Origin of the sequence: Streptomyces sp. NPDC046870, assembly GCF_040704595.1 — a bacterium.
Taxonomy (GTDB): Bacteria; Actinomycetota; Actinomycetes; order Streptomycetales; family Streptomycetaceae; genus Streptomyces; species Streptomyces argyrophylli.
Genome location: NZ_JBEYXM010000004.1, coordinates 478,209 through 500,745 on the forward strand (window position 1 = coordinate 478,209; position 22,537 = coordinate 500,745).

A 22,537-nucleotide genomic window follows, 5' to 3' on the forward strand; every position below is an offset into this window, starting at 1 on the left:
GTGTGGACGACACCGTGGTCCAGGCGGCCGGCTGTGTGCTGTGGCGCCGCTCCCCGGTCTCCGGCGACCTGGAGATCTGTCTGGTGCACCGGCCGAAGTACGACGACTGGTCCCACCCCAAGGGCAAGCTGAAGCGGGGCGAGGACCCGCTCGCCGGCGCGCTGCGCGAGGTCGCGGAGGAGACCGGGTACACCGCCGGGCCGGGCCGCGAGCTGCCGACCCTGCGCTATTCGGCCAACGGCCGCCCGAAACGGGTGCGGTACTGGGCCGCGGAGGCGGTTTCCGGCCACTTCACGCCGAACGCCGAGGTGGACCGCATCCTGTGGCTGGCCCCGGCCGCCGCCCGGGACCGGCTCACCCAGCCCCGCGACGGGGACCTGGTGGACGCGCTCCTGCGGGCCCTGGAGCGCCGGTGACGCTCAGCGGCCCGCCGTGTGCCCCTCCGCGTCCGTGCGGGCCTGGCTGCGGGCCCGGCGGGCGGGGCCGCGCCAGCCGCAACTGCATCTGGCCACGCAGAAGGGGCCCTGCTCGGTCGTCGTCGTGAGGTGCTCCTGCCCGGACCCGGCGCTTTCCGGTCCGTCCTCCGCTACCGCGATGACTGCCACGCCGTCAACGGTACCCAGCCGTGATGAAAGCGTCGGTCCAACTCCCGCCGCCCGGCTCCGCCGGCACCCGTCCCGCCGGCCCCGCCATGACGCGCCCCCACCGGCCCCACTCCCCTCGCCGCAAGGCGCCTCGCCGGCACCCGCCCTCTCCCCTCGGCCCACCGCGCCCCCGCCCCGCACCCCTCCGCCCAGCAGGGCCCCGCCGACATCCGTCCCGCCGACACCCGCCCTCTCCCCTCGGCCCAGCGCGCCCCCGCCAGAACCCGCCCCGCATCCCTCCGCCCAGCAGGGCCTCGCCGACACCCGTCCCATCACGCCGCCGCCCCCACCAACGCCCGCCCCACTCCCCTCGCCGCGAGGCGCCCCGCCGGCACGCAGCCCACCCACACCCGTACCCGCCCCGCTCCCCCCGGCCCGGCGCGGCCCCGCCGACACCCGGCCCGGCTCCCGGCCCAACGCGCCCCCGCCCACGCCCGCCCCGCTCCCCTCACCCCGGCGCGGCCCCGCCACCGCTCCCGGCGGCGCGTGACGGCGTCCCTCAGCCGTCGTTATCCGGACGACAGGGGGCCCGTGACGGACACACCGGCTGGGGGTAGGCAGGCGATGGATCGGCGGCAGCACAGGCGCGCGGGCGGGACGGTCGTCGCGGTGGGCGTCCTCCTCGCCCTCGGGACGGGCGCCACGGGCTGTTCCGGCAGCGGGGCCGCCGCCGAGGACGTCAAGGGCGCCGGTGACCCCGTCACCGCCCTGCACCGGGCCGCCGACGCGCTGCGGACCGCGGGCAGTTCCAAGGCCGGCACCTCGATGGAGATGGCCACGGGCGGTACCCGGGTCACCATCCGCGGCAAGGGGGTCTACGACTACCGGCACCGCCTCGGCCGGCTCACGGTGGTGCTGCCCGAGGACCCCACGGGCACCTCCGAACACCGGCCCATCACCGAACTCCTCGCCCCGGGCGCGCTGTTCATGAAGAACCGGGGCGCGGGCGTGCCCGCCGACAAGTGGGTGCGGGTGGAGACCGCGACGCTGTCCGACGGCAACCTGGTCACCGGCGGCGCGACCGACCCGTACGCGGCGGCCGAGGTGCTGCGCGGGACACGCGAAGCGGTCCTCGTGGGTCAAACCGAGGTCGCCGGGACGCCGGTGCGGCACTACCGGGGCACCGCCGACCTGCGCCGCGCGGCCCGGTACGCCTCCGCCGCGAACAGGGCGGCCCTGGCAGCGGCGGCGAAGGGCTTCGCCACGGCCGAGGTGCCGTTCGACGCGTACCTGGACGACCAGGGCCGCATCCGTAAGCTGCGGCAGCGCTTCAGCTTCGTCAACGGCCGCCAGAAGGCCACCGTGGCGGTCGCCTCCACCCTGCTGCTGTACGGCTTCGGCACCCCCGCCGACGTACGGCTGCCGGCCCCGGAGGACATCTACGCCGGCCGGATCGCCGAGGAGGGCGGGACCGGCGGCGGGGCCTGAAACCGGCCAGTCACTAGTCCGGGACGCCACCCCGTAAGTAGCCCGTCCGTGCCATGCGCGGCCAGTGGGACGCTGCCTACTCTAGGGAGCGGTGACGTCTGAGAAGAGGTGAGGCGGGTGGCTGCGGTCGGCGGCACGGCGGTTCAGGACCACGTGGCCCTCGCCGAGATCGAGCTGTGCGGAGAGCTGATCATCGCGGCCTCGGCCGCCGAGGACCGGCTCAGCCTGGAGAGCATCGACGAGGTGCTGCGGGTGGCCGAGGAGCGCGACGCGGCCTGAGCGGCTCAGCTGCGCAGCAGCCGGCCGATCGCCTTCGTCGCCTCGTCCACCTTGGCGTCGATCTCGTCACCGCCCTTGACGGCCGCGTCCGCGACGCAGTGCCGCAGGTGCTCCTCCAGCAGCTGGAGCGCGAAGGACTGCAGGGCCTTGGTGGAGGCGGAGACCTGCGTGAGTATGTCGATGCAGTACGTGTCCTCCTCCACCATCCGCTGCAACCCGCGGATCTGGCCCTCGATCCGGCGCAGTCGCTTGAGGTGCTCGTCCTTCTGCTTGTGGTAGCCGTGCGTGGCGCCGGCCTCGGTCGTCGTCGTCATCGCGGGCCTCCGTCTCGGGACGAGCTGGGGACAAAAGGGACACATACCCCTGGTGGGTATATGGTAACGAACTTTCCGGGGTAGAGGGCCCTTCGTCCGCCCCCGTGCCGACCACTGTGCCCGATGGGCGACACTGGGATGCGGCCCGATAGCCGTGGCCGGATGATGCGCCTAGCATCAGCCTGACCGAAACCGAAGCACCCCGAGGACCCCACGTGCGCTTTCGTCTGACCCCCAGGGAGACGAGCTTCTACGACATGTTCGCCGCGTCAGCGGACAACATCGTCACCGGCTCGAAACTCCTGATGGAACTGCTCGGGGCGGACTCCTCCGCCCGGGCCGAGATCGCAGAGCGTATGCGGGCCGCGGAACACGCAGGTGACGACGCCACGCACGCGATCTTCCACCAGCTGAACTCCTCCTTCATCACGCCGTTCGACCGGGAGGACATCTACGCCCTCGCCGGCTCCCTGGACGACATCATGGACTTCATGGAGGAGGCCGTCGACCTGGTCGTCCTCTACAACGTCGAGGAACTGCCGAAGGGCGTCGAGCAGCAGATCGAGGTCCTGGCCCGGGCGGCCGAGCTGACCGCGGAGGCCATGCCGAACCTGCGCACCATGGACAACCTCACCGAGTACTGGATCGAGGTCAACCGGCTGGAGAACCAGGCCGACCAGATCCACCGCAAGCTGCTCGCCCACCTCTTCAACGGCAAGTACGACGCGATCGAGGTGCTGAAGCTCAAGCAGATCGTGGACGTCCTGGAAGAGGCGGCGGACGCGTTCGAGCACGTGGCGAACACGGTGGAGACCATCGCCGTCAAGGAGTCCTGAGGCGTCGATGGACACCTTCGCCCTGATCGTGACCATCGCGGTCGCGCTCTTCTTCACGTACACCAACGGTTTCCACGACTCGGCGAACGCCATCGCGACGTCGGTGTCGACGCGGGCGCTGACCCCGCGGGCGGCCCTCGCCATGGCGGCCGTGATGAACCTCGCCGGTGCCTTCCTGGGCTCCGGCGTCGCCAAGACGGTCAGCGAGGGCCTGATCGAGACCCCCCAGGGCTCCACCGGCATGGGGATCCTCTTCGCGGCCCTGCTCGGCGCGATCGTCTGGAACCTGGTCACCTGGTACTTCGGCCTGCCGTCCTCCTCCTCGCACGCCCTGTTCGGCGGCCTGGTGGGCGCGGCGCTGGCGGGCGGTACGACGGTGATCTGGCACGGGGTGGTCGACAAGGTCATCATCCCGATGTTCGTGTCCCCGGTCGTCGGCCTGATCATCGGCTACCTGGTCATGACGGCGATCCTGTGGATCTTCCGCCGGGCCAACCCGCACAAGGCCAAGCGCGGCTTCCGCATAGCCCAGACCGTCTCGGCGGCCGGCATGGCGCTGGGTCACGGTCTCCAGGACGCCCAGAAGACGATGGGCGTCGTCGTCATGGCACTGGTGATTTCCGGCCACGAGACGTACGGCGACCCGATCCCGGTCTGGGTGAAGATCGTCTGCGCGATCATGCTGTCCCTCGGCACCTACGCGGGCGGCTGGCGGATCATGCGCACGCTGGGCCGCAAGATCATCGAGCTGGACCCGCCGCAGGGCTTCGCCGCCGAGACGACCGGCGCGTCGATCATGTTCACCACGGCGTTCCTCTTCAAGGCGCCGATCTCCACCACCCACGTCATCACCTCGGCCATCATGGGCGTGGGCGCGACCAAGCGCGTCAACGCCGTCCGCTGGGGCGTGGCCAAGAACATCATCCTGGGCTGGTTCATCACGATGCCGGCAGCGGCCCTGGTAGCCGCCCTGGCCTTCGGCCTGGTCAAGCTGGTGGCGCTGTAGGCCGACCCGGACCCCGGCCCTCCGGCCGACCGAGTCGGACGGGCGGGAAACACCGGGGCGAGGGGCGAAGCCCCGAAGACCCCCGGCGCCGAAGCCGAACGCAGTGACAACGCAGTGGGCCCGCCCCCGGGAGCCAGGGGCGGGCCCTTTGCGTCCTCGCGGTGGCACCGCCATGCAGCACCGCGAGGGGATCGTGGAGGATCTAACCGAAGCGGCCGGAGATGTAGTCCTCCGTGGCCTGCACCGACGGGTTGGAGAAGATCCGCTCCGTGTCGTCGATCTCGATCAGCCGGCCGGGCTGTCCGACCGCCGCGAGGTTGAAGAACGCCGTACGGTCCGAGACACGCGCCGCCTGCTGCATGTTGTGCGTCACGATGACGATCGTGAACCGCTCCTTCAGCTCTCCGATCAGGTCCTCGATGGCGAGGGTGGAGATCGGGTCCAGGGCGGAGCAGGGCTCGTCCATCAGCAGCACGTCCGGCTCGACGGCGATCGCCCGGGCGATGCACAGCCGCTGCTGCTGACCGCCGGACAGACCGGAGCCCGGCTTGTTCAGGCGGTCCTTCACCTCGTTCCAGAGGTTCGCGCCCTTGAGGGACTTCTCGACGATGTCGTTCAGTTCCGACTTCTTGTAGTTGCCGTTCAGCCGCAGCCCCGCCGCCACGTTGTCGAAGATCGACATCGTGGGGAACGGGTTCGGACGCTGGAAGACCATGCCCACCTCACGGCGGACGGACACCGGGTCGACCCCGGCGCCGTACAGGTCCTCGTCGTCCAGGAGCACCTTGCCCTCGACGCGCCCGCCGGGGGTGACCTCGTGCATGCGGTTCAGCGTGCGCAGGAACGTCGACTTGCCGCAGCCGGAGGGGCCGATGAACGCCGTCACCGACCGCGGCTCCACGGTCATCGAGATGTCCTCGATCGCCTTGTGGGAGCCGTAGAAGGCGGTGAGGCCGCTTACGTCGATTCGCTTGGCCATGTCTGCTTCACTTCCAGAGTTCAAGCTCGGTCGCTGTGTGGCCCCGCCCGACGGAGCCGGAGATAGTCGCCTCAGCGACCGGTCTTGGGGGCCTTCCAGCGGGCGATGCCGCGGGCCACCAGGTTGAGGATCATCACGAAGGCGATCAGCGTGAGGGACGCCGCCCACGCGCGGTCGAACGCCGCACCGGAGCCCGCGCTGTTGGCGAACTGCTGGTAGATGTACAGCGGCAGCGACGCCTGGGCGCCCTCGAAGGGGTTGTTGTTGATGAACGGGTTGCCGAACACCAGCAGCAGCACGGGCGCGGTCTCGCCGGCGATACGGGCGACCGCCAGCATGATGCCGGTGGTGATGCCTCCGACGGAGGTCGGCAGGACCACCTTCAGGATGGTCCGCCACTTGGGCACGCCGAGCGCCAGGGACGCCTCGCGCAGCTCGTTCGGGACGAGCTTGAGCATCTCCTCCGTCGAGCGGACGACGACCGGCATCATCAGGATGGCGAGGGCCAGCGAACCGGCGAAGCCGAACGGCTGCAGCTCGAAGATGAGCATCAGGCTGAGGATGAACAGGCCCGCGACGATCGACGGGATGCCCGTCATGACGTCGACGAAGAACGTGACGGCCTTGGCGAGCCGGCCCCGGCCGTACTCGACCAGGTAGATCGCGGTGAGCACGCCGATCGGGGCGCCGATGACGGTGGCGAGGCCGACCTGCTCCAGGCTGCCGATGATGGCGTGGTAGATGCCGCCGCCGGGCTCGGTGTCGGCGACGACCCCCATCGAGTGGGTCAGGAAGTAGAGGTCGAGGACCTTCACACCGCGCGCGGCGGTCACCCAGATCAGGGAGACCAGCGGCACCACGGCGAGCAGGAAGGCCACCCAGACGAGGCTGGTGGCGACGCGGTCCTTGGCCTGGCGGCGGCCTTCGACGCGCGCGGCGATGCCGTACGTGCCGAGGACGAAGAGGACGGCGGCGATCAGACCCCACTGGACCTGGCTGTCCAGGCCGGCGGCCATGCTGATGCCGATGCCCAGGACGAGGGAGCCGGCGGCGATGGCCCACGGCGTCCACCGGGGCAGGCTCGCGGCGCGCAGCGTGCTGTGCCGCTTGTCGGTGACGGCTGCGGTGCTCATGCGTTGGCCCCCGAGTACTCCGCGCGACGGGCGATGATCAGCCGGGCGGCGCCGTTGACCAGCAGGGTGATGACGAACAGGACCAGACCGGAGGCGATGAGCGCGTCCCGGCCGAACTCGTTGGCCTCGCTGAACTTGCTGGCGATGTTCTGGGCGAAGGTGCCGCCGCCCGGGTTGAGCAGGCTGGCCTGGATGTCGAAGGACGGCGAGAGCACGGTGGCGACGGCCATCGTCTCGCCGAGCGCGCGGCCGAGGCCGAGCATGGAGGCGGAGATCACACCGGAGCGGCCGAAGGGCAGCACGGACATGCGGACGACCTCCCAGCGCGTGGCGCCGAGGGCCAGGGCCGCCTCCTCGTGCATCTGGGGGACCTGGCGGAAGACCTCACGGCTCACGTTGGTGATGATCGGCAGGATCATGATCGCGAGCAGGATGCCGACGGTGAGCATCGAGCGCGGCGCGCCCTCGTCCCAGGAGAAGACGCCGGTCCAGCCGAAGAACTCGTCGAGCCAGCCGAACAGGCCGTTCATGTGCGGGACGAGCACGAGGGCGCCCCACAGGCCGTACACGATGGACGGCACGGCGGCGAGCAGGTCGATCACGTAGGCGACCGGGCCGGACATGCGGCGCGGGGCGTAGTGCGTGATGAACAGCGCGATGGCGACCGCGACCGGGACCGCGATGACCATGGCGATGACCGAGGAGACGAGCGTGCCGAAGACCAGGACCGCGATGCCGAACTTCGGTTCGAGGACGTTGGTGTTCCACTCGAACGTGGTCAGGAAGTTCGCGTGGTCCTTGCTGATCGCGAGGGCGGCGCGGTAGGTGAGGAAGACCGCGATGGCGGCCATGATCACCAGCAGCAGGACGCCGGAGCCTCGGGACAGCCCGAGGAAGATGCGGTCACCGGGGCGGGTGGCGCCACGGGCCGCGCGCTTCCGCTCGGCGATCGTGGACTGGGAGGCGGGAGGGGGTACGTCGGTTGTCGTCGATATGTCCATCGGGTTCTCCGGTCTGCGGAGCCGTGCCCCCGAGGGGGCCGCGGCTCATGGCGGCGGTGCACCGGACGGTGCGGCCCGGCCCCGTCGGGTACCGGACCGCACTCTCGGATCAGGTCAGCTCAGGCCCTCGATGGTCGTGCGGACCTTGGAGATGATGTCGGCGGGCACGGGCGCGTAGCCGATGCTCGGGAGGATCTTCTGACCGTCCTCGCTGGCGATGTAGCGCAGGAAGGCCTTGGTGGCGGGCAGGGTGTCCGCCTTGTTGCCCTTGTCGCACACGATCTCGTAGGTGACCAGGGTGATCGGGTAGGCGCCCTCGGCCTTGGTCTTGTAGTCCAGCTTCAGCGAGAGGTCCTTGCCGGTGCCGATGACCTTCGCGGCGGCGATGTCGGCGGTGGCGCTCTCGGAGCTCGGCGCGACCGGCTTGCTGGCACCGGTGTTGATGGACACGGCCTTGAGGCCGTCCTTGACGTAGGACAGCTCGAAGTAGCCGATGGCGCCGGAGGTCTGCTTGACCTGCTGGGCCACGCCCGCGGACTGCGGAGCGGACTGGCCGCCCTTGGCCTGCCAGGCCTTGCCGCCGGAGTACTTCCAGTTGTCCGGGGTGGTGGCGATCAGGTACTTGGTGAAGTTGTCCGTGGTGCCGGACTCGTCCGAGCGGTGGAACGCCTGGATCTTCAGGTCGGGGAGCTTCACGCCCTTGTTCAGGGCGGCGATCGCCGGGTCGTTCCACTTGGTGATCTTGCTGTCGAAGATCTTGGCGAGGGTCGGGGCGTCCAGGACCAGGTTGTCGACACCCGGGACGTTGTAACCGATGGCGATGGGGCCGCCGACCATCGGCAGGTCGATGCCCTGGCCGCCCTTGCAGATCTGCTTGGAGGCGGTGACCTCTTCGGGCTTCAGCGCCGAGTCGGAACCGGCGAAGGCGACCTGGCCCTGCGTGAACGCGGTGACGCCGGCGCCGGAGCCGCCGCCCTTGTAGTTGATCTGCACACCGCAAGCCTGGGAGAAGCTCTTCACCCAGGCGTCGATCGCGTTCTTCTGCGCGGAGGAGCCGTCTGCGAGGAGCTGACCCTTGGCGTCGTCGCACTTGATCGAGCTGGCCTGGGCGGACGTGGACGGGTTGCCCGACGCACTGCCGCCGTCGCCGTTGTCGTCGGAGCCGCACGCCGTCAGGGCCAGGGCGCCGGTGACGGCGACAGCACCGAGAGAAAGGGCGCGCAGCCGGTTCTTGCGCTGAAGCTTCACTTTCGGGAGTTCCTTCCAGGAGCCGCCGCTGTCGGCGGCGCGCGAGGTAGTAGAGGTGCGTGAGCGCGTTCATGGCCGCACTCGGCACCCGGTAAGGCCGAAATTAGGCAGATCAGGTGAAGCCGCCGATGGCCGGAAGTGAACGAGGGGTGAACCCCTGCCGTCGGCCTGGTGAGGTCACGGAATGCTCACGGGGAGAGCACGCGAAGGTTCCGGCGACCGGGTCGCGCGCATGTGACGTCGACCGTCACACCCGGCCGGGGGAACTCTCGAGTGCGGCGCGTCGTCTCGTTCCACAACAGCCGAGGAAAGGCGACAGACATGGAACGGCGTACGTTCATCTCGGGCGGCGCGGCCGCCCTGGCGACGACCGCACTCACCGCGTGCGGTGCGGGCGGAGGCTCGGCCGCCCCTGCGACGGACCGCGCCGGCACGGCGTCGCCCTCCACCTCGCTGACGGCCCTGAAGACCACCAGCGCGACCGCCGCCGCGAACTGGGCGGCCCTCGCCCGTGACCTGGACGGCACCCTGGTGCGGCCCGGCGACGCGAGCTGGAAGACCGCCCACCAGCTGTACAACACCCGCTTCGACGGGCTGAAGCCCGCCGCGGTGGCCTACGTCGCGCACACCGCCGACATCCGCACCACCCTCGCCTACGCCCACGCGCACGGCGTGAAGGTGTCCATACGCAACGGCGGCCACTCCTACGCCGGCTACTCCTCCGGCGACAACCGGCTGATCGTCGACGTGTCCCGGCTGAACCGGGTGCGGGCGAGCGGCGACCAAGCCGTCGTCGGCGCCGGCGCCAAGCTGATCGACGTCTACCGCGCGCTGGCCGCGAAGGGCGTGACCATACCCGCGGGCTCCTGCCCCACCGTCGGCGTCTCCGGCCTGGTGCTCGGCGGCGGCCACGGCGTCGCCTCCCGCGCCTACGGCCTGACCTGCGACAGCCTCACCCAGGCCACCCTGATCACCGCGGACGGCAAACAGCTCACGGCGAACGCGAGCACCAACAAGGACCTGTTCTGGGCGCTGCGCGGCGCCGGCAACGGCAACTTCGGCGTCGTCACCGAGCTGCAGTTCCGGACCCATGCCGCACCGCAGGCCGTGACCGCCTACCTGACCTGGCCGTGGGCCAAGGCCGCCAAGGTGCTGCGGGCGTGGCAGGAGTGGGGCCCGAGCCAGCCCGACGAGATCTGGTCCTCCCTGCACCTGGCGTGCTCCCCGGGCCGCACCCCGGCCATCTCGGTGGCCTGCTTCTCCCTGGGCACCTACGGCGAGCTGCAGAACGCCGTGGACCGCCTGGCCCACCTCGCGGGCGCCGACGCCTCCTCCGTCTCCCTGCGCCGCCGGGGCTACGAGGAGGCCATGGAGATCTACGCCGGCTGCTCCTCCTTCTCCACCGACGCCCAGTGCCACCTGCCCGGCTCCACCCCGGGCCGCTCCCCGCAGGGCAAGCTGGGCCGGGAGACGTACGCGGCCCGCTCCGACTTCTTCGACCGCTCGCTGTCCGCGGCCGGCATCCAGACCGTGCTGAAGCAGATCGCCGCGGTGCGGGGCGGCGCGGGCAGCATCGCGTTCACCGCGCTCGGCGGCGCGGTCAACCGGGTCTCCCCGACCGCGACGGCCTTCGTCCACCGCCGCTCGCGGATGCTGGCGCAGTACATCGCCTCCTGGGGCGCGGGGGCCTCCGGCTCCACCGCCCAGTCCTGGCTGACCTCGGCGCACCAGGCGATGCAGCCGTACGCCTCGGGCGCCGCCTACCAGAACTACAGCGACCCGACGCTGAAGGACTGGCGGAAGGCGTACTACGGCGACGCGGCGGCCCGGCTGGCCAAGGTGAAGCAGCAGTACGACCCCCAGCGCTTCTTCTCCTACACGCAGGGCCTGTAACGGCCGGTACCGGCGTCCCGCCGCCGCCGGCAGGGGGCGGGACGGGCGTATCGGCGAGGGCGATGTGACGAACGCGACGACCGGCGACCCGGCGGACACACGACGCGCCGCCCCTCCCCGGCCACCGGCCCCACGCCCACGGCTGGGCGCCGGGCCCCCCGAAGACGCCCCGCTCGCACCGGTGAGCCGTCCGCGGCTGGCGAGGGGGGCACCCTGTAGCGCCCCGCTCGCACCGGTGGGGCACCGCCCACATCCCCGGGCCGCCCGCCCCCGCGGCTGGGCGCCAGGCCCCCCGAAGGCGCCCCGCTCACACCGGTGAGGCGTCCGCGGCTGGCAAGGGGGGCACCCTGTAGCACCCCGCTCGCACCGGTGGGCACCGCCCACATCCCCGGTCACCGCCCCACGGCTGGGCGCCGGGCACCCCCGTACCGCCCGCTCGCGCCGCTGGGCCGTCACTCACATCCCCGGGCCACCCGCCCCCACGGCCAGGCGTGAGCCACCCCCGTACCGCCCGCTCGCATCGGTGGGCACCGCCCACATCCCCGGTCACCGCCCCCACGGCCAGGCGTCAGCCACCCCCGTGCCGCCCCGCTCACGCCGCTGAGGCGTCGCGCACCTCTCGCGTTACCGCCCCCGGCCCCCAGACCGGACGTCAGGCACCCCCGGACCACCCCGCCCGCACCGCTGAGCCGCGCCCGCGGCTAGGCCGCGAGGTCTCGTTCCTCCGTGTCCAGGGACTTGCGGGCGCCGGGCAGGAGGGTGTTGCCGCGGCCACCCGTCCCCGCGGAGCGCCGCCGCACGAGCCAGCCGGCGCGCGGCGAGCGCTCCACGGCCCGCATCAGCGGGGTGAGCAGGGCCGTGGCGAGCGGGGACAGCAGCAGGACGACCGCCGTACCGAGGGCGAAGCCGCCGACGACGTCGGTCGGGTAGTGCACGCCCATGTAGACCCGGCAGAAGCCCTCCAGCAGGGCGAGGCCGATGCCGGCGAGGCCGAAGCGGCGGTGGGCGACGAAGAGCCCCACGCCGAGCGCCATCGTGATCGTCGCGTGGTCGCTGACGAAGGAGAAGTCGGTCTTGCCGGAGACGAGGACGTCCAGGCCCTGGTGGTCGACGAAGGGGCGGGGGCGCTCCACGAAACCCCGTATCGGCACGTTCACCAGCACCGCGAGACCGGCCGCGAGCGGTGCCCACACCAGCGCGGCCACCGAGGGCGCGGCCTCCTCGCCGCCCCGGCGCCGCACGGACCACCAGCACCACAGGACCAGCAGCACCATGGCGAGCAGCAGACCGTACTCACCGACGAACTCCATGACCCGGTCGAACCAGTGCGGTGCGTCCTTGGCCAGGCCGTTGATGTCGTAGAGCAGCTCGACGTCGGGGTTCGATCCGGATTCGGCGAGTACAGCCATCGTGCTGCGGCCCCTTCGTCGTCTTCCCGGACGCACCTCGTGTGCGTCGCACCAGCCCCCCGTGGTTCGTAGATCCGCTTCCGCTGCACTGCCGCACTGACGTCCGCTCGGCTACGTCAACAGGAACGCATGCCCACCGTCTATACGTTCCACTCTCCACTGAATGATCACGCAGACGTTATCGAAGAGAGACTCGTCGCCCCAGCTCAGGGGATGGGTTCACGCTCGGTTCACACTGTCGTGGGGAGTGCTTTCGCGCCATCTTCGGTGACCCGGGTGGCACCGAAGTAGTCGGGTGTGTCGATGGGGTCGAACCGGATCACGGCACCCGTGCGCGGGGCGTCGATCATGTATCCGCCGCCGACGTAGATGCCGACGTGCCGGATGGCCCGGGAGTCGGTGAGGTCGTCGGAGAAGAACACCAGGTCGCCCGGGAGCAGCTGGTCCCGCGAGGGGTGCGGCCCGGCGTTGTACTGGTCGTTGGCCACGCGCGGCAGGGTGATCCCGACCTTCTCGTACGCGGCCTTGGTCAGCCCCGAGCAGTCGAAGCGCCCGCCCTGGTCGGGGGTGCCGTTGCCGCCCCACAGGTACGGCGTGCCGAGCCTGCTCTGCGCGAAGGCGATGGCGCCGGCGGCCTGCCGGGTGGGGTCGATGCGGGTCACCGGCGCGGCGAAGCTCTTCTCCAGGCTGCGGATCCGCTGGACGTAGTTCCGCGTCTCGCTGATGGCCGGAACCCCGCCCGCCCGGATGACGCGGTAGGCGCCCGCGTTGTAGGCGGCGAGCATGTTGTCGGAGACGTTCCCCGGCACGTCCTTCACGTACTTCGCCAGCTCGCAGTCGTACGAGGCGGCCGACGGGATCGCGTCGTCCGGATCCCAGATGTCCCGCTTGCCGTCACCGTCGCCGTCGATCCCGTGGGTCGCCCAGGTGCTCGGGATGAACTGGGCGATCCCGCGGGCGTCGGCCGGGCTGACGACGGTCGGGTTCCAGCCGCTCTCCTGGTAGAGCTGCGCGGCGAGCAGCGCGGGGCTGAGCGCCGGGCACAGGTTGCCCCACTTCTGCACCAGTGTCTTGTAGGCGGCCGGAACAGCCCCCTTGGCCAGCCCCCGGCTCCCCGACGTCACCCCGCCCACCAGGTTCCCGGCCACGAGATACACCCCGACGACGAGCAGCATGACGAAGCCCATGCCGAGCCCGACGGCCGCCCCACCCAACACCCATACCTTCCGCACGGTTCAACTTTCCCCCATGCGGGCGCGGTTCAAGGCCATTTGTGCGCGAAGTGGCGTCATTTCACAGGTGACCGGACCCGCATGACGCCCTCTCAGCCGGCTCGGCGGCCCCGCTCAGCGCCCGGCCGCGGCGTCCCGGTACAGCTCCGCCGCCTCGCCGCCCAGGACCACGCTGTACGACGTGTCCGCCGTGGAGCCGCCCTGTTCGTGGCCGCCGAGCACGCCGACGACCTGGCCGTCACCGTTCACCCAGGGGCTGCCGCTGGTGCCGCTCGTGAAGTCCGGGCAGTCGATGCGCTGTTGGGTGCGGCTGTGCGGGACCGGCCTGTTGGTGCAGCTAATGGGCACCTCGCGGGAGTCGGGGTAGCCGGTGACGGTGACCGCGGTGGCACCGGTGGCCGCCCCGGTCGTGAACCGGTTGGCGCCGACCACGTCCTCCAGTCGCTCGCCGTCCCGCGCGGCGACGGCGGCGAAGGCGACGTCACTGTCCTCGTCCCGCCCCTTGGCCCACCCGTCCGGCAGGAACCGCCGCGTCACCCTCCACACCCCGTGCGGGGCCCGTCCGTCCCGGTAGCCCGGCACGAACACCAGGTCGCCGTCGACGCCGGTCACGCAGTGCGCCGCGGTGACGACCAGGTCGCCCTGGGCGCTGTGCACCACGGAGGCGGTGCAGAAGTGGCCGCCGGCGAGCCTGCCCGCCCGGTCCGCGTCGAACAGCGCGCCCACTCGCGCGCTGTACCGGGTCGCGACGGTGTCGGCGGTGACCCCGAGGGGGCCCCGCCCGTCGTCCGCCGCGGCCACGGAGGACGTCGTCAAGGTCAGCAGCACCACAGCGCCGAGCAACGCGGGCCGTGAGGTGACCGAGATGCGTGAGGTGCGCTTCATCAGGCCCCACTCTGTTCCACGAAGGTGAGAATCCCGTTCCGGCTTAGCTGAGATTTTCCTGTGAAACCCCCGATTCCCCGTCGCGGGCGACCCGAACGTGGCCGGCCGCCGCACCCGGCCTCGGCGCGTTTCCCGGCACCCCGTGAGAACATCGTCGCGACGCGTCGCCCGACCGGGACCACTCCGACCTCGTTGCCCAGCGTGACCTGCCATGATACACAGAGTGACCGAACGGGCTGTTCGTACGAAACCCGCCAGTCAATGACGTCAAGTCGACATACGTTGGCGACGTTGTCGGCGACAATGAGGGCTGACCTCTGCACACCGCAGGGGCACTCACGGAACTACCCACCAGGGGCGGTGACTTACATGCTCTTTGCGGCCGACAAGGGAGACATCAACACCATCATCGGCGGGATCGCTCCGGACTGGGGCCCCTTCGGCAGCCTGGGCAACGAGGCCAAGGTGATGATCGAGGTGGTCATGGCCGTGGCCATCCTCCTCTGCCTCGGCATCGCGGTGTGGGGCGCGGCGAAGCAGCGCATCGGCGCCACGGCCCTGCGGGACACCTTCAGCGCCGAACAGGGCAAGGGCCTCATCATCGCCGGTCTCACCGGGGTGTTCATCATCGGATCCCTCGGCACGCTGTTCACGATCGTGTACGGCATGGCGGTCTGACCCCGCCCCCTCCACCCCACCCACCCGTCGTGCCCACCGGCTGAGGTTGCGTCTCCCTGATGTCGAGTCACCACACCGCGCCCCCGCGGGAACCAGCACGGCTACCGTCGTACGCCTACGAGGGTGAGGGAGCGCACACGGCATGAGTCCCGGAGACGAACAGGGCTACGACTACCCCGAGACGGGCCACACCCGCACCCGCCTCCCCGACCCCGACCCCTACGGCGGCGCCCCCCGCCGCCCCCACCGCTCCTCCTCCCGCAGCCTGATCACGGTGGTAGGCGTAGTGGTCCTCCTCATCGCCGCCATCGCCTTCGCAAACCGGGGGGAGGACTCGCCGGGTGACGGGGCGTCGGGGAAGGCGGACAAACCGACCACCTCCGCCACGTCGGCGAGCGGGTCGCGTCCGGTGGAGAGCAAGTCCTCCGGCGTTCCGACGGGGTTCGCACACAGCGAGCAGGGGGCGCAGTCGGCGGCCTCGAACTATGCCGTAGCACTGGGTTCGACGGGCATGTTCACCAAGGACAGCCGCCACACACTGCTGAACCTGCTGTACACCGCCGAGGCGGCAGCCCGCCTCCAGGGCCCCATGGACCGGGCCTACTCCGCCGAGTTCCTCGCCAAGATGGGCCTTGACGCGGCGGGCAACCCACCGAAGGGCAACACCTTCGTCTCACGAGTGATCCCGGTCGGCACGACCGTGCGGGAGTACTCGGGTGACAGCGCGAAGGTCGCCGTCTGGTACGTGGGACTCATCGGTATGGCCGGCAGCGCCTCGACCGACCCTGTCACCTCATCCTGGAAGACGTGGACGTTCGACCTGCGGTGGACCGACGGCGACTGGAAGATCGAATCCGAGGCCCAGCAGGACGGTCCCGCTCCGGTGCCCGGTGACGACAAGGCCGCCACCTCCGACGAGATCAGCAAGGCCATCGAAGAGTACGGAGGGTTCACGTATGCCCGGTAGCCCCAAGCCTGCGCTCAAGCTCGCCGGAGTAGTGGCAGCCGTACAGACCACGGTCGTCCTGCTGGCCACGCGCGCCTTCGCCGATCCCTCGCCCACCCCCTCCGGCAGCCCGTCACCCTCGCCGTCGAAGGACAGGTTCAACTGCGACGCCATCTCGGGCGAGGCGAAGAAGTACTGCGAGCGCGGTAACGCCTCCAGCGGTTCCAACAGTGTCACCACCCCGGACACCGCCACCCTGGACCCGCTGTCGTCGTTGGCGAAGGGCTGCGCCGAGGCGGCCGCGTGGACGGTCGACAAGCTCAGCAAGGCCGTGAAGGAGACCGCCACCGTCGACTTCACCAACCAGGCGTTCCTCAAGCAGTACGCCGTCGTCTTCGCCGCCTCCACGATCCTCACGCTCCTCCTCTGGCTCCTGGCCGTCGCCAAGCGGGCCGTCCGCGGCGTCCCCCTCACCACCGCCATCTCGGAAGCCGTCGGCTTCCTCTGGCTCACCGTGCTGGCCTCCGCCTTCACCCCCCTGATCCTGTACACCGTCGTATCGGCGACGGACGGCGTCACGGACGTCCTCGCCAAAGCCACCGGCGACCAGGCCGACACCTTCTTCGGCACCTTCTCCGGCGCCCTGAAGAAGGGCAACGACATCGGCGGCGGCCCCATCATGCTGATCGTCGTGTCCCTGGTCAGCATCCTCGCCGCCGGCGTCCTCTGGCTGGAGCTCGTCATCCGCGCCGCCCTGCTCTACGTCGGCGCCCTCCTCGGCACCGTCGTCTACGCCGGCCTGGTCGACAAGAACCTGTGGGGCCACGTCCGCCGCTGGGCCGGCATCATGATCGCCGTCATCCTCGTCAAGCCGGTCATCGTGATCGTCCTCGGCCTGGCCGGCGCCCTCTCCGGCGACAGCGGCCCCGACGCGTTCTCCGCCGTCGTCTCCGGCCTCGCCATCATCCTGCTGGCCATCTTCGCCAGCGCGATGATCTACCGCTTCGTCCCCGGCTTCGGCGACGAGCTCGCCGGCTCCCGCAGCAACCGCATCATGCAGGGCGCCGAGAGCAAGGCCGCCGCCGTCATCAGCTCCCCGGCCACCCTCGTCGCCCAGGGCATCAAGACCCACAGCACCCGCGCCGACACCTCCGGCGGCCAGTCCGGCAGCACCCCCCGCCCGGCCAACCCCGCCACCGGAGGCGTCGCCGCCCACAGCAGCCGTACCCCCACCGGGAGCGGAGCCGTCCCCTCCGCCACGCCCGCGCCCCGCGCGTCCAGCCCGGTCAACACTCCGCACGCCAGCAACACCCGCAACAACCGCTCGGGAGGTGAAGGGCGTTGACGACCGAGTCCCACCTGTCCCATCCGGTCACGCCCCGCCGTACGTATCTCATCGGCCGCGCCCGGCCGAACGCGATCGTCGGCCGGAACCGCGAGTCCGGCGAGATCGCCCTGATCATCGCCGGCGCGTTCCTCGGCATGATGTGCGGCCTCCTCGTCCCGGTCCTGCCCCTGCGGATCGTGCTGCTGACCGGCTTCCCGCTGCTCGCGCTCGCCGCGGTCTACGTGCCGTACAAGCGCCGCACGTTCTACAAGTGGTTCGAGATCAACCGCAGCTACAAGCGCACCGTCAAGCGGGGCGCCGTCTACCGTTCCACCGCCATGGAGGCCGGGACCCGGCTCGACGGGCGCGAGATCGAGATCGGCCCGCCCCCGGGCATCGGCCGCATCACCTGGCTCGCGGCCCCCTTCGGGCCGGACGAGATCGCCGTACTGCTGCACGCCGACCGCAAAACCGTCACCGCCGCCATCGAGATCGAGGGCCCCGGCGTCGGCCTGCGCGACTCCGAGGACCAGGAGGCCCTGGTCGACCGTTTCGGCACCCTGCTCAAGCACGTCGCCAACGGGGACGGCTTCGTCACGCGCCTGCAGATGCTCGCCCGGACCCTGCCCGCCGACCCGGACGCGCACGCCAAGGACGTCGCCCAACGCGGCGACCCGCGCGCCCCCGGCTGGCTCCAGCAGTCCTACGACCAGCTCCAGTCCATGGTCTCCACCAGCAGCGAGCAGCACCGCGCCTACCTCGTCGCCTGTATGCACTACAGCCGCGAACTGGCCGCCGAGGCACACGCCATGGCCCGCGCCGTCCGCGCCCGCGGCGGCAAGGTCGACCGCGACGCCGGGCTCGCCGTCGTCATGGCCCGCGAGCTCACCGACATCTGCTCGCGGCTCCAGGAGGCCGACATCCGGGTACGGCAGCCGCTCGGTCAGGGGCGGCTGGCCTCCCTCGTCCACTCCATGTACGACCCCGACCACCCCATCGACCACATCCAGGCGATGACCCAGCGCAACGCCTGGCCGGCCGAGCTGGACGCCACGGAGCCCACCTACCTCCAGGCCAAGACCCGCGAGTCCAGCACCCGCGCGCCCTGGTGCCACGCCACCGCCTGGGTCAAGGAATGGCCGATGACCCCCGTCGGCGTGAACTTCCTCGCGCCGCTCCTCGTCCACACCCCGGACGTCATCCGCACGGTCGCCGTCACCATGGACCTCGAACCCACCGAGGTCGCCATCGAGCGCATGCTCACCGAGAAGACCAACGACGAGGCCGAGGCGTCCCGCGCCGCCAAGATGAACCGGACCGTCGACCCGCGCGACATCGCCGCGCACAACCGCCTCGACCAGCGCGGCGAGGACCTCGCCAGCGGCGCCGCCGGCGTCAACCTGGTCGGCTACATCACCGTCTCCTCCCGTTCCCCGGAGGCCCTCGCCCGCGACAAGCGGACGATAAGGGCCTCCGCCGGCAAGTCGTACCTCAAGCTGGAGTGGTGCGACCGAGAGCACCACCGCGCCTTCGTGAACACACTTCCGTTCGCCACCGGCATCCGAAGGTAGGGGCTGATTCGCCGATGCGGGACCCGCTGTCCGTCCTCACCGAGGCCTTCACCTCCTTCCTCTTCGGGAAGGTCGAGACGACCCGGCTGCCGGTGCGCACCTCCACGGGCCAGGCCCAGGCCGTCTACCTGCCCACGGCCGCGCCCGGCCTCGGTGACTCCGGCGTGATCATCGGCCGCGAGGTGTACTCCGGCAAGGGCTACATCTACGACCCCTTCCAGCTCTACGGCCAGCAGCTGCCGGCCCCGCACTGGCTCGTCCTCGGCGAGTCCGGCAACGGCAAGTCGGCCCTGGAGAAGACCTACGTCCTGCGCCAGCTCCGCTTCAGGGACCGCCAGGTCGTCGTCCTGGACGCCCAGGGCGAGGACGGGGTCGGCGAATGGAACCTCATCGCCCAGGAGCTGGGGATAACGCCGATCCGGCTGGACCCGACGGCCGCCCTGGACCACGGCATCCGCCTGAACCCGCTGGACCCGGCGATCACCACCACCGGCCAGCTGGCGCTGCTGCGCACGATCATCGAAGTCGCGATGGGCCACGGCCTGGACGAGCGCTCCGGCTTCGCCCTGAAGGTCGCCCACTCGTACGTCAACGAGACCATCGTGGACCGCCAGCCGGTCCTGTCCGACATCGTGGAGCAGCTACGGCACCCCGAGCCGGAGTCGGCGGAGGCGATGAACGTCGCCATAGACGACGTACGGGCGTGGGGCCTCGACGTCGCCCTGGTCCTGGACCGGCTGGTCGACGGTGACCTGCGGGGCATGTTCGACGGGCCGACGACGGTCGGCATCGACCTGGACGCCCCGCTGATCGTCTTCGACCTCTCCCACATCGACCGCAACTCCATCGCCATGCCCATCCTCATGGCGATCGTCGGCGTGTGGCTGGAGCACACCTGGATCCGCCCCGACCGGAAGAAGCGCATCTTCCTGGTCGAGGAGGCCTGGCACATCATCAACAGCCCGTTCGTGGCCCAGCTGTTCCAGCGACTGCTGAAGTTCGGCCGGCGGCTCGGCCTGTCCTTCGTGGCGGTGGTCCACCACCTGTCCGACGTCGTCGACGGAGCGGCGGCGAAGGAGGCGGCGGCCATCCTGAAGATGGCGTCGACCAGGACGATCTACGCCCAGAAGGCCGACGAGGCAAGGGCCACGGGACGGGTCCTCGGCCTCCCGCGCTGGGCGGTCGAGATCATCCCCACGCTCACGCCCGGCATCGCGGTCTGGGACGTCAACGGCAACGTCCAGGTGGTCAAGCACCTGATCACGGAGACGGAACGGCCGCTGGTCTTCACCGACCGCGCGATGACCGAGTCCTCCAGCGACCTCGCGGCCGACGACGCCCTGCGCGCGGCCGAACTGGAGGCCGAGCAACGGGCCGCGGCCTTCGTGGAACAGCACGTGGGCGACTCCGAGTCGACGGTGGCATAAGGGGACGCGGCCGGGCTCGGAAGGATGTAAGGGGAGCACAGGGTGAGACCGGACGACCGCCGCGAGGACCGCCGGGACAGCCGCCGTGAGGGCCAGGGCGGCATCCCCGACGGCCTGCTGATCGGCCTGCTCGCGTTCCTCCTCGGCATGACGGTGCTGGTGTGGACGGCCACCGGACTGGCGGCCTGGTTCGCGCAGGGCGCCTGGCCCGCCGGCGTCACGTTCACCCGCACGCCCCTGGCCATGCGCCACCTCATCGGCCGCCCCCACGACATCACCGGCGCCTGGCCGGACACCCCACCGTCCCAGCTCTCCGGCTGGGGCCTGTTCTGGGGCCTGTTCATAGCCCAGCTGATGATCCTCTTCGTCCTCACGATGTTCGCCCTGGGAACGGTGGCCCGGTGGAGAGCCGGAAGGGCCCGCAGGGCCGCCGCCGAGCGCGGGGGGACGATGCCGACGCCCTCGGTGGCAGGTGCCGCGGCTCCGCCGGCCCCAGCCGCAGCCCCGGTCCCCACAGCCCCGGCGACCCCCGGCCCAGCCGCCGTCAGCCCGGCCGCCGCCGTTCCGGAGGGCCCCGGCCCGGCCCACACCGATTCGCCCGGGCCCGCGCCCGCAGTCACCCCTGGGCACGAGGTACCGGCACCTCGCGGGGAGGCTGAACTACCGGGACCGGGCAACTTCTCGGCCGGCGCCGAACGGGTGAGCGGGTGGGAAAAGATCCTCATCGCCCCGAGGGAACACCGCCACACCACCGCGACCGAGGCCGTCCAAACCGCCCTCGGTCCCACCCTCGTCGTCACCTCCAACCCCAGCCTCTGGTCGGACACGAAGGACGCGAAGGCCAAACTGGGCCCCACCCTCCTCTACGACCCCGCCCACCTGTGCGACACCCCGGCCCGCCTCCACTGGTCCCCCACCACCGGGTGCGAAGACAGACAGACGGCGCTGCACAGGGCGACGGCCCTGCTCGCCCCCGTACGACCCACCGCCAGGATCGACCAGGCGGTGGCGGACACGGCGACCACCCTCCTGCGCAGCTACCTGCACGCCGCCGCCCTGGAGAACCGCACCGTCCGCCACGTCCACCGCTGGTCCCAGGGCACACAGGTCCAAGAGGCGGTCCGTACTCTCCGCACCCACCCGAAGGCCGCCCCGGGCGCCGCGGGCGAGCTGGAGGCGGCCCTGACCGCTCACCCCGATCGCCGCGACATCGCTCAGGAACTGACCGGCAGGGCCCTCGCGGCCCTCTCCACGGTCAACATCCGCGAAGCCTGCACACCCAACCGAAATGATGCCCTCGCCCTGGATTCCTTCATCGAAGAAGGGGGCACGCTTTATGTGGTCGGTGAATCCATCGAGGACCCGAGGAGCGATCCGGGTGCGATGCCGCTCCTGACGGCCCTCGTCTCCAGCGTGGTCGAGCGCGGCCGGCGCATGGCCGAACGGTCATCCTCCGGTCGGCTCGACCCACCACTCACCCTGGTCCTGGACGACATCGCGGCCGTGGCCCCGATCCCGGAACTGCCGGCGCTGCTCGCCAGCGGAGCGGACCGGGGCCTGCCGACGCTCGCCCTGCTCCGCTCCCGGGAACAAGCCCGCTCCCGCTGGCCCCACGAGGAACTTCCGGTCTAGACGGACCGCTCCAGCACGAACTCCAGCTCCTTCTCCGCCTCGTCCTTCGAGAAGGACACCACCAGGCCGCTCGGTGCGAAGCCGATCTTCCGGTACGCCGCCTGCGCTCGCGCGTTGTCCTCGTGGACGAACAGCCGCACCCGCTCGGCCTGTTGTTCCCACGCCCAGGCGACACCGGCGTTGAACAAGGCCTCGATCAGCCCGTTCCCCCGGTGCTCGGGACGTAGGAAGACTCCCACGACGTGTCCCTGCCGCCGCTCGACCGGAAACCCGGCCCAGTCCGTCGTCCCGGCCTCTTCGACGAGTACGGTGACCGAGCCGGCCCACCTCCCGTCGGCCGTCTCGGCGATGAACTGCCGGGCGGTGGTGGAGCCCTCCCCGGAGGTGACGGCCCGGTCCTGCCAGAAGGAGTCCGGCTTGGCCGCGGCGTTCTCGTAGGTCTCGAGAAAGGCGAGGTGTGCGACGGGGTCCCGCAGCGCGTCCAGGCGCAGTTCCTTCACGCGCTCCCAGTCGTCGGGGCGTATGGCGCGGACGGCGTACTTGTTCCCGGCGAGAAGATTCATGCGACCACCCTAAACGCAGAAAACCCCCGCACCGGAGGTGCGGGGGTTTTCCCAAGAATTGTTCGGCGGTGTCCTACTCTCCCACAGGGTCCCCCCTGCAGTACCA

The 22,537-nt window shown here is 70.9% G+C and carries 22 protein-coding genes; 12 read left to right on the forward strand and 10 right to left on the reverse strand.

Annotation, left to right across the window (positions count from 1 at the left end; genetic code table 11):
• Window positions 1–2: 2 nt before the first annotated feature.
• Window positions 3–416, forward strand: a complete 414-nt coding sequence (locus tag AB0946_RS13340; protein WP_366760670.1) for an NUDIX hydrolase — start codon at window positions 3–5, stop codon at window positions 414–416.
• 3 nt (window positions 417–419) lie between these two features.
• Here the strand turns inward: AB0946_RS13340 and AB0946_RS13345 are convergent, their stop codons facing one another.
• Window positions 420–605: a hypothetical protein gene (locus AB0946_RS13345; protein WP_366760712.1), complete on the reverse strand. Its 186-nt coding sequence runs from the start codon at window positions 603–605 to the stop codon at window positions 420–422.
• A 603-nt stretch (window positions 606–1,208) separates the two neighbouring features.
• On the opposite strand from AB0946_RS13345, the gene AB0946_RS13350 reads away from it, so the two are divergent.
• Entirely contained in the window at window positions 1,209–2,072 is an 864-nt protein-coding gene (locus tag AB0946_RS13350) for a hypothetical protein (RefSeq protein WP_366760671.1), read from the forward strand.
• A 117-nt stretch (window positions 2,073–2,189) separates the two neighbouring features.
• Complete coding sequence (locus AB0946_RS13355; RefSeq protein ID WP_366760713.1) at window positions 2,190–2,351, forward strand: hypothetical protein; 162 nt, start codon at window positions 2,190–2,192, stop codon at window positions 2,349–2,351.
• Window positions 2,352–2,356: 5 nt separating this feature from the next.
• Here AB0946_RS13355 and AB0946_RS13360 read toward each other — a convergent pair whose 3' ends face one another.
• On the reverse strand, window positions 2,357–2,665 hold the full coding sequence (locus tag AB0946_RS13360) for a metal-sensitive transcriptional regulator (RefSeq protein WP_014673531.1): 309 nt from the start codon (window positions 2,663–2,665) through the stop codon (window positions 2,357–2,359).
• A gap of 215 nt (window positions 2,666–2,880) precedes the next feature.
• Between AB0946_RS13360 and AB0946_RS13365 the strand changes: the two genes are divergently transcribed.
• Window positions 2,881–3,501 carry a DUF47 family protein gene (locus AB0946_RS13365; RefSeq protein ID WP_015493282.1) on the forward strand — a complete coding sequence of 207 codons (621 nt, stop codon included), beginning with the start codon at window positions 2,881–2,883 and terminating at the stop codon, window positions 3,499–3,501.
• A 7-nt stretch (window positions 3,502–3,508) separates the two neighbouring features.
• Window positions 3,509–4,507 carry an inorganic phosphate transporter gene (locus AB0946_RS13370; RefSeq protein ID WP_366760672.1) on the forward strand — a complete coding sequence of 333 codons (999 nt, stop codon included), beginning with the start codon at window positions 3,509–3,511 and terminating at the stop codon, window positions 4,505–4,507.
• Window positions 4,508–4,709: 202 nt separating this feature from the next.
• Here the strand turns inward: AB0946_RS13370 and pstB are convergent, their stop codons facing one another.
• The 4 genes from pstB to pstS form a co-directional block, all read right to left on the reverse strand.
• Window positions 4,710–5,486, reverse strand: a complete 777-nt coding sequence (gene pstB / locus AB0946_RS13375) for a phosphate ABC transporter ATP-binding protein PstB (protein ID WP_366760673.1) — start codon at window positions 5,484–5,486, stop codon at window positions 4,710–4,712.
• Between the two features lie 71 nt (window positions 5,487–5,557).
• A complete protein-coding gene (pstA, locus tag AB0946_RS13380; protein WP_366760674.1) occupies window positions 5,558–6,619 on the reverse strand; it encodes a phosphate ABC transporter permease PstA in 1,062 nt (353 codons plus the stop codon).
• On the reverse strand, window positions 6,616–7,620 hold the full coding sequence (pstC, locus tag AB0946_RS13385; RefSeq protein ID WP_366760675.1) for a phosphate ABC transporter permease subunit PstC: 1,005 nt from the start codon (window positions 7,618–7,620) through the stop codon (window positions 6,616–6,618). Before pstC ends, pstA begins: the two co-directional genes overlap by 4 nt.
• Window positions 7,621–7,734: 114 nt before the next feature.
• The gene (gene pstS / locus AB0946_RS13390) at window positions 7,735–8,868 is read right to left on the reverse strand and encodes a phosphate ABC transporter substrate-binding protein PstS (RefSeq protein WP_366760676.1); all 1,134 of its coding nucleotides are present in this window, start codon (window positions 8,866–8,868) and stop codon (window positions 7,735–7,737) included.
• A 321-nt stretch (window positions 8,869–9,189) separates the two neighbouring features.
• Here pstS and AB0946_RS13395 point away from each other — a divergent pair, with 321 nt between their 5' ends.
• Entirely contained in the window at window positions 9,190–10,761 is a 1,572-nt protein-coding gene (locus AB0946_RS13395) for an FAD-binding oxidoreductase (protein ID WP_366760677.1), read from the forward strand.
• Between the two features lie 701 nt (window positions 10,762–11,462).
• Here the strand turns inward: AB0946_RS13395 and AB0946_RS13400 are convergent.
• The 3 genes from AB0946_RS13400 to AB0946_RS13410 form a co-directional block, all read right to left on the reverse strand.
• Complete coding sequence (locus AB0946_RS13400; RefSeq protein ID WP_366760678.1) at window positions 11,463–12,170, reverse strand: phosphatase PAP2 family protein; 708 nt, start codon at window positions 12,168–12,170, stop codon at window positions 11,463–11,465.
• A 230-nt stretch (window positions 12,171–12,400) separates the two neighbouring features.
• A complete protein-coding gene (locus AB0946_RS13405; RefSeq protein WP_366760679.1) occupies window positions 12,401–13,402 on the reverse strand; it encodes a bifunctional lytic transglycosylase/C40 family peptidase in 1,002 nt (333 codons plus the stop codon).
• 114 nt (window positions 13,403–13,516) lie between these two features.
• Window positions 13,517–14,287: a trypsin-like peptidase domain-containing protein gene (locus AB0946_RS13410; RefSeq protein ID WP_366760680.1), complete on the reverse strand. Its 771-nt coding sequence runs from the start codon at window positions 14,285–14,287 to the stop codon at window positions 13,517–13,519.
• A gap of 369 nt (window positions 14,288–14,656) precedes the next feature.
• On the opposite strand from AB0946_RS13410, the gene AB0946_RS13415 reads away from it, so the two are divergent.
• The 6 genes from AB0946_RS13415 to AB0946_RS13440 all read left to right on the forward strand — a co-directional run bounded on the left by AB0946_RS13415 (window position 14,657) and on the right by AB0946_RS13440 (window position 21,868).
• Window positions 14,657–14,965: a hypothetical protein gene (locus tag AB0946_RS13415; protein ID WP_014673544.1), complete on the forward strand. Its 309-nt coding sequence runs from the start codon at window positions 14,657–14,659 to the stop codon at window positions 14,963–14,965.
• 142 nt (window positions 14,966–15,107) lie between these two features.
• Window positions 15,108–15,932 (forward strand): hypothetical protein, encoded by an 825-nt coding sequence (locus tag AB0946_RS13420; protein ID WP_366760681.1) that lies wholly within the window; start codon window positions 15,108–15,110, stop codon window positions 15,930–15,932.
• On the forward strand, window positions 15,922–17,256 hold the full coding sequence (locus AB0946_RS13425; RefSeq protein ID WP_366760682.1) for a hypothetical protein: 1,335 nt from the start codon (window positions 15,922–15,924) through the stop codon (window positions 17,254–17,256). The genes AB0946_RS13420 and AB0946_RS13425 overlap by 11 nt, the downstream gene beginning before the upstream one ends.
• Entirely contained in the window at window positions 17,253–18,809 is a 1,557-nt protein-coding gene (locus AB0946_RS13430) for an SCO6880 family protein (RefSeq protein ID WP_366760683.1), read from the forward strand. Before AB0946_RS13425 ends, AB0946_RS13430 begins: the two co-directional genes overlap by 4 nt.
• Window positions 18,810–18,823: 14 nt before the next feature.
• Complete coding sequence (locus tag AB0946_RS13435; protein ID WP_366760684.1) at window positions 18,824–20,236, forward strand: ATP-binding protein; 1,413 nt, start codon at window positions 18,824–18,826, stop codon at window positions 20,234–20,236.
• A gap of 42 nt (window positions 20,237–20,278) precedes the next feature.
• On the forward strand, window positions 20,279–21,868 hold the full coding sequence (locus AB0946_RS13440; protein ID WP_366760685.1) for a type IV secretory system conjugative DNA transfer family protein: 1,590 nt from the start codon (window positions 20,279–20,281) through the stop codon (window positions 21,866–21,868).
• Here the strand turns inward: AB0946_RS13440 and AB0946_RS13445 are convergent.
• Entirely contained in the window at window positions 21,865–22,431 is a 567-nt protein-coding gene (locus AB0946_RS13445) for a GNAT family N-acetyltransferase (RefSeq protein WP_366760686.1), read from the reverse strand. The two genes, AB0946_RS13440 and AB0946_RS13445, sit on opposite strands and share 4 nt — an antisense overlap.
• Window positions 22,432–22,537 lie beyond the last annotated feature (106 nt).

Coding starts and splice junctions, on each gene's coding strand:
- AB0946_RS13395 (WP_366760677.1), top strand. CDS start 9,190: ATGGAACGGCGTACGTTCATCTCGGGCGGCGCGGCCGCCCTGGCGACG.
- AB0946_RS13445 (WP_366760686.1), bottom strand. CDS start 22,431: ATGAATCTTCTCGCCGGGAACAAGTACGCCGTCCGCGCCATACGCCCC.
- pstA (WP_366760674.1), bottom strand. CDS start 6,619: ATGAGCACCGCAGCCGTCACCGACAAGCGGCACAGCACGCTGCGCGCC.
- pstB (WP_366760673.1), bottom strand. CDS start 5,486: ATGGCCAAGCGAATCGACGTAAGCGGCCTCACCGCCTTCTACGGCTCC.
- AB0946_RS13435 (WP_366760684.1), top strand. CDS start 18,824: ATGCGGGACCCGCTGTCCGTCCTCACCGAGGCCTTCACCTCCTTCCTC.
- AB0946_RS13420 (WP_366760681.1), top strand. CDS start 15,108: ATGAGTCCCGGAGACGAACAGGGCTACGACTACCCCGAGACGGGCCAC.
- AB0946_RS13415 (WP_014673544.1), top strand. CDS start 14,657: ATGCTCTTTGCGGCCGACAAGGGAGACATCAACACCATCATCGGCGGG.
- AB0946_RS13350 (WP_366760671.1), top strand. CDS start 1,209: ATGGATCGGCGGCAGCACAGGCGCGCGGGCGGGACGGTCGTCGCGGTG.
- AB0946_RS13370 (WP_366760672.1), top strand. CDS start 3,509: ATGGACACCTTCGCCCTGATCGTGACCATCGCGGTCGCGCTCTTCTTC.
- AB0946_RS13400 (WP_366760678.1), bottom strand. CDS start 12,170: ATGGCTGTACTCGCCGAATCCGGATCGAACCCCGACGTCGAGCTGCTC.
- AB0946_RS13410 (WP_366760680.1), bottom strand. CDS start 14,287: ATGAAGCGCACCTCACGCATCTCGGTCACCTCACGGCCCGCGTTGCTC.
- AB0946_RS13360 (WP_014673531.1), bottom strand. CDS start 2,665: ATGACGACGACGACCGAGGCCGGCGCCACGCACGGCTACCACAAGCAG.
- AB0946_RS13425 (WP_366760682.1), top strand. CDS start 15,922: ATGCCCGGTAGCCCCAAGCCTGCGCTCAAGCTCGCCGGAGTAGTGGCA.
- pstC (WP_366760675.1), bottom strand. CDS start 7,620: ATGGACATATCGACGACAACCGACGTACCCCCTCCCGCCTCCCAGTCC.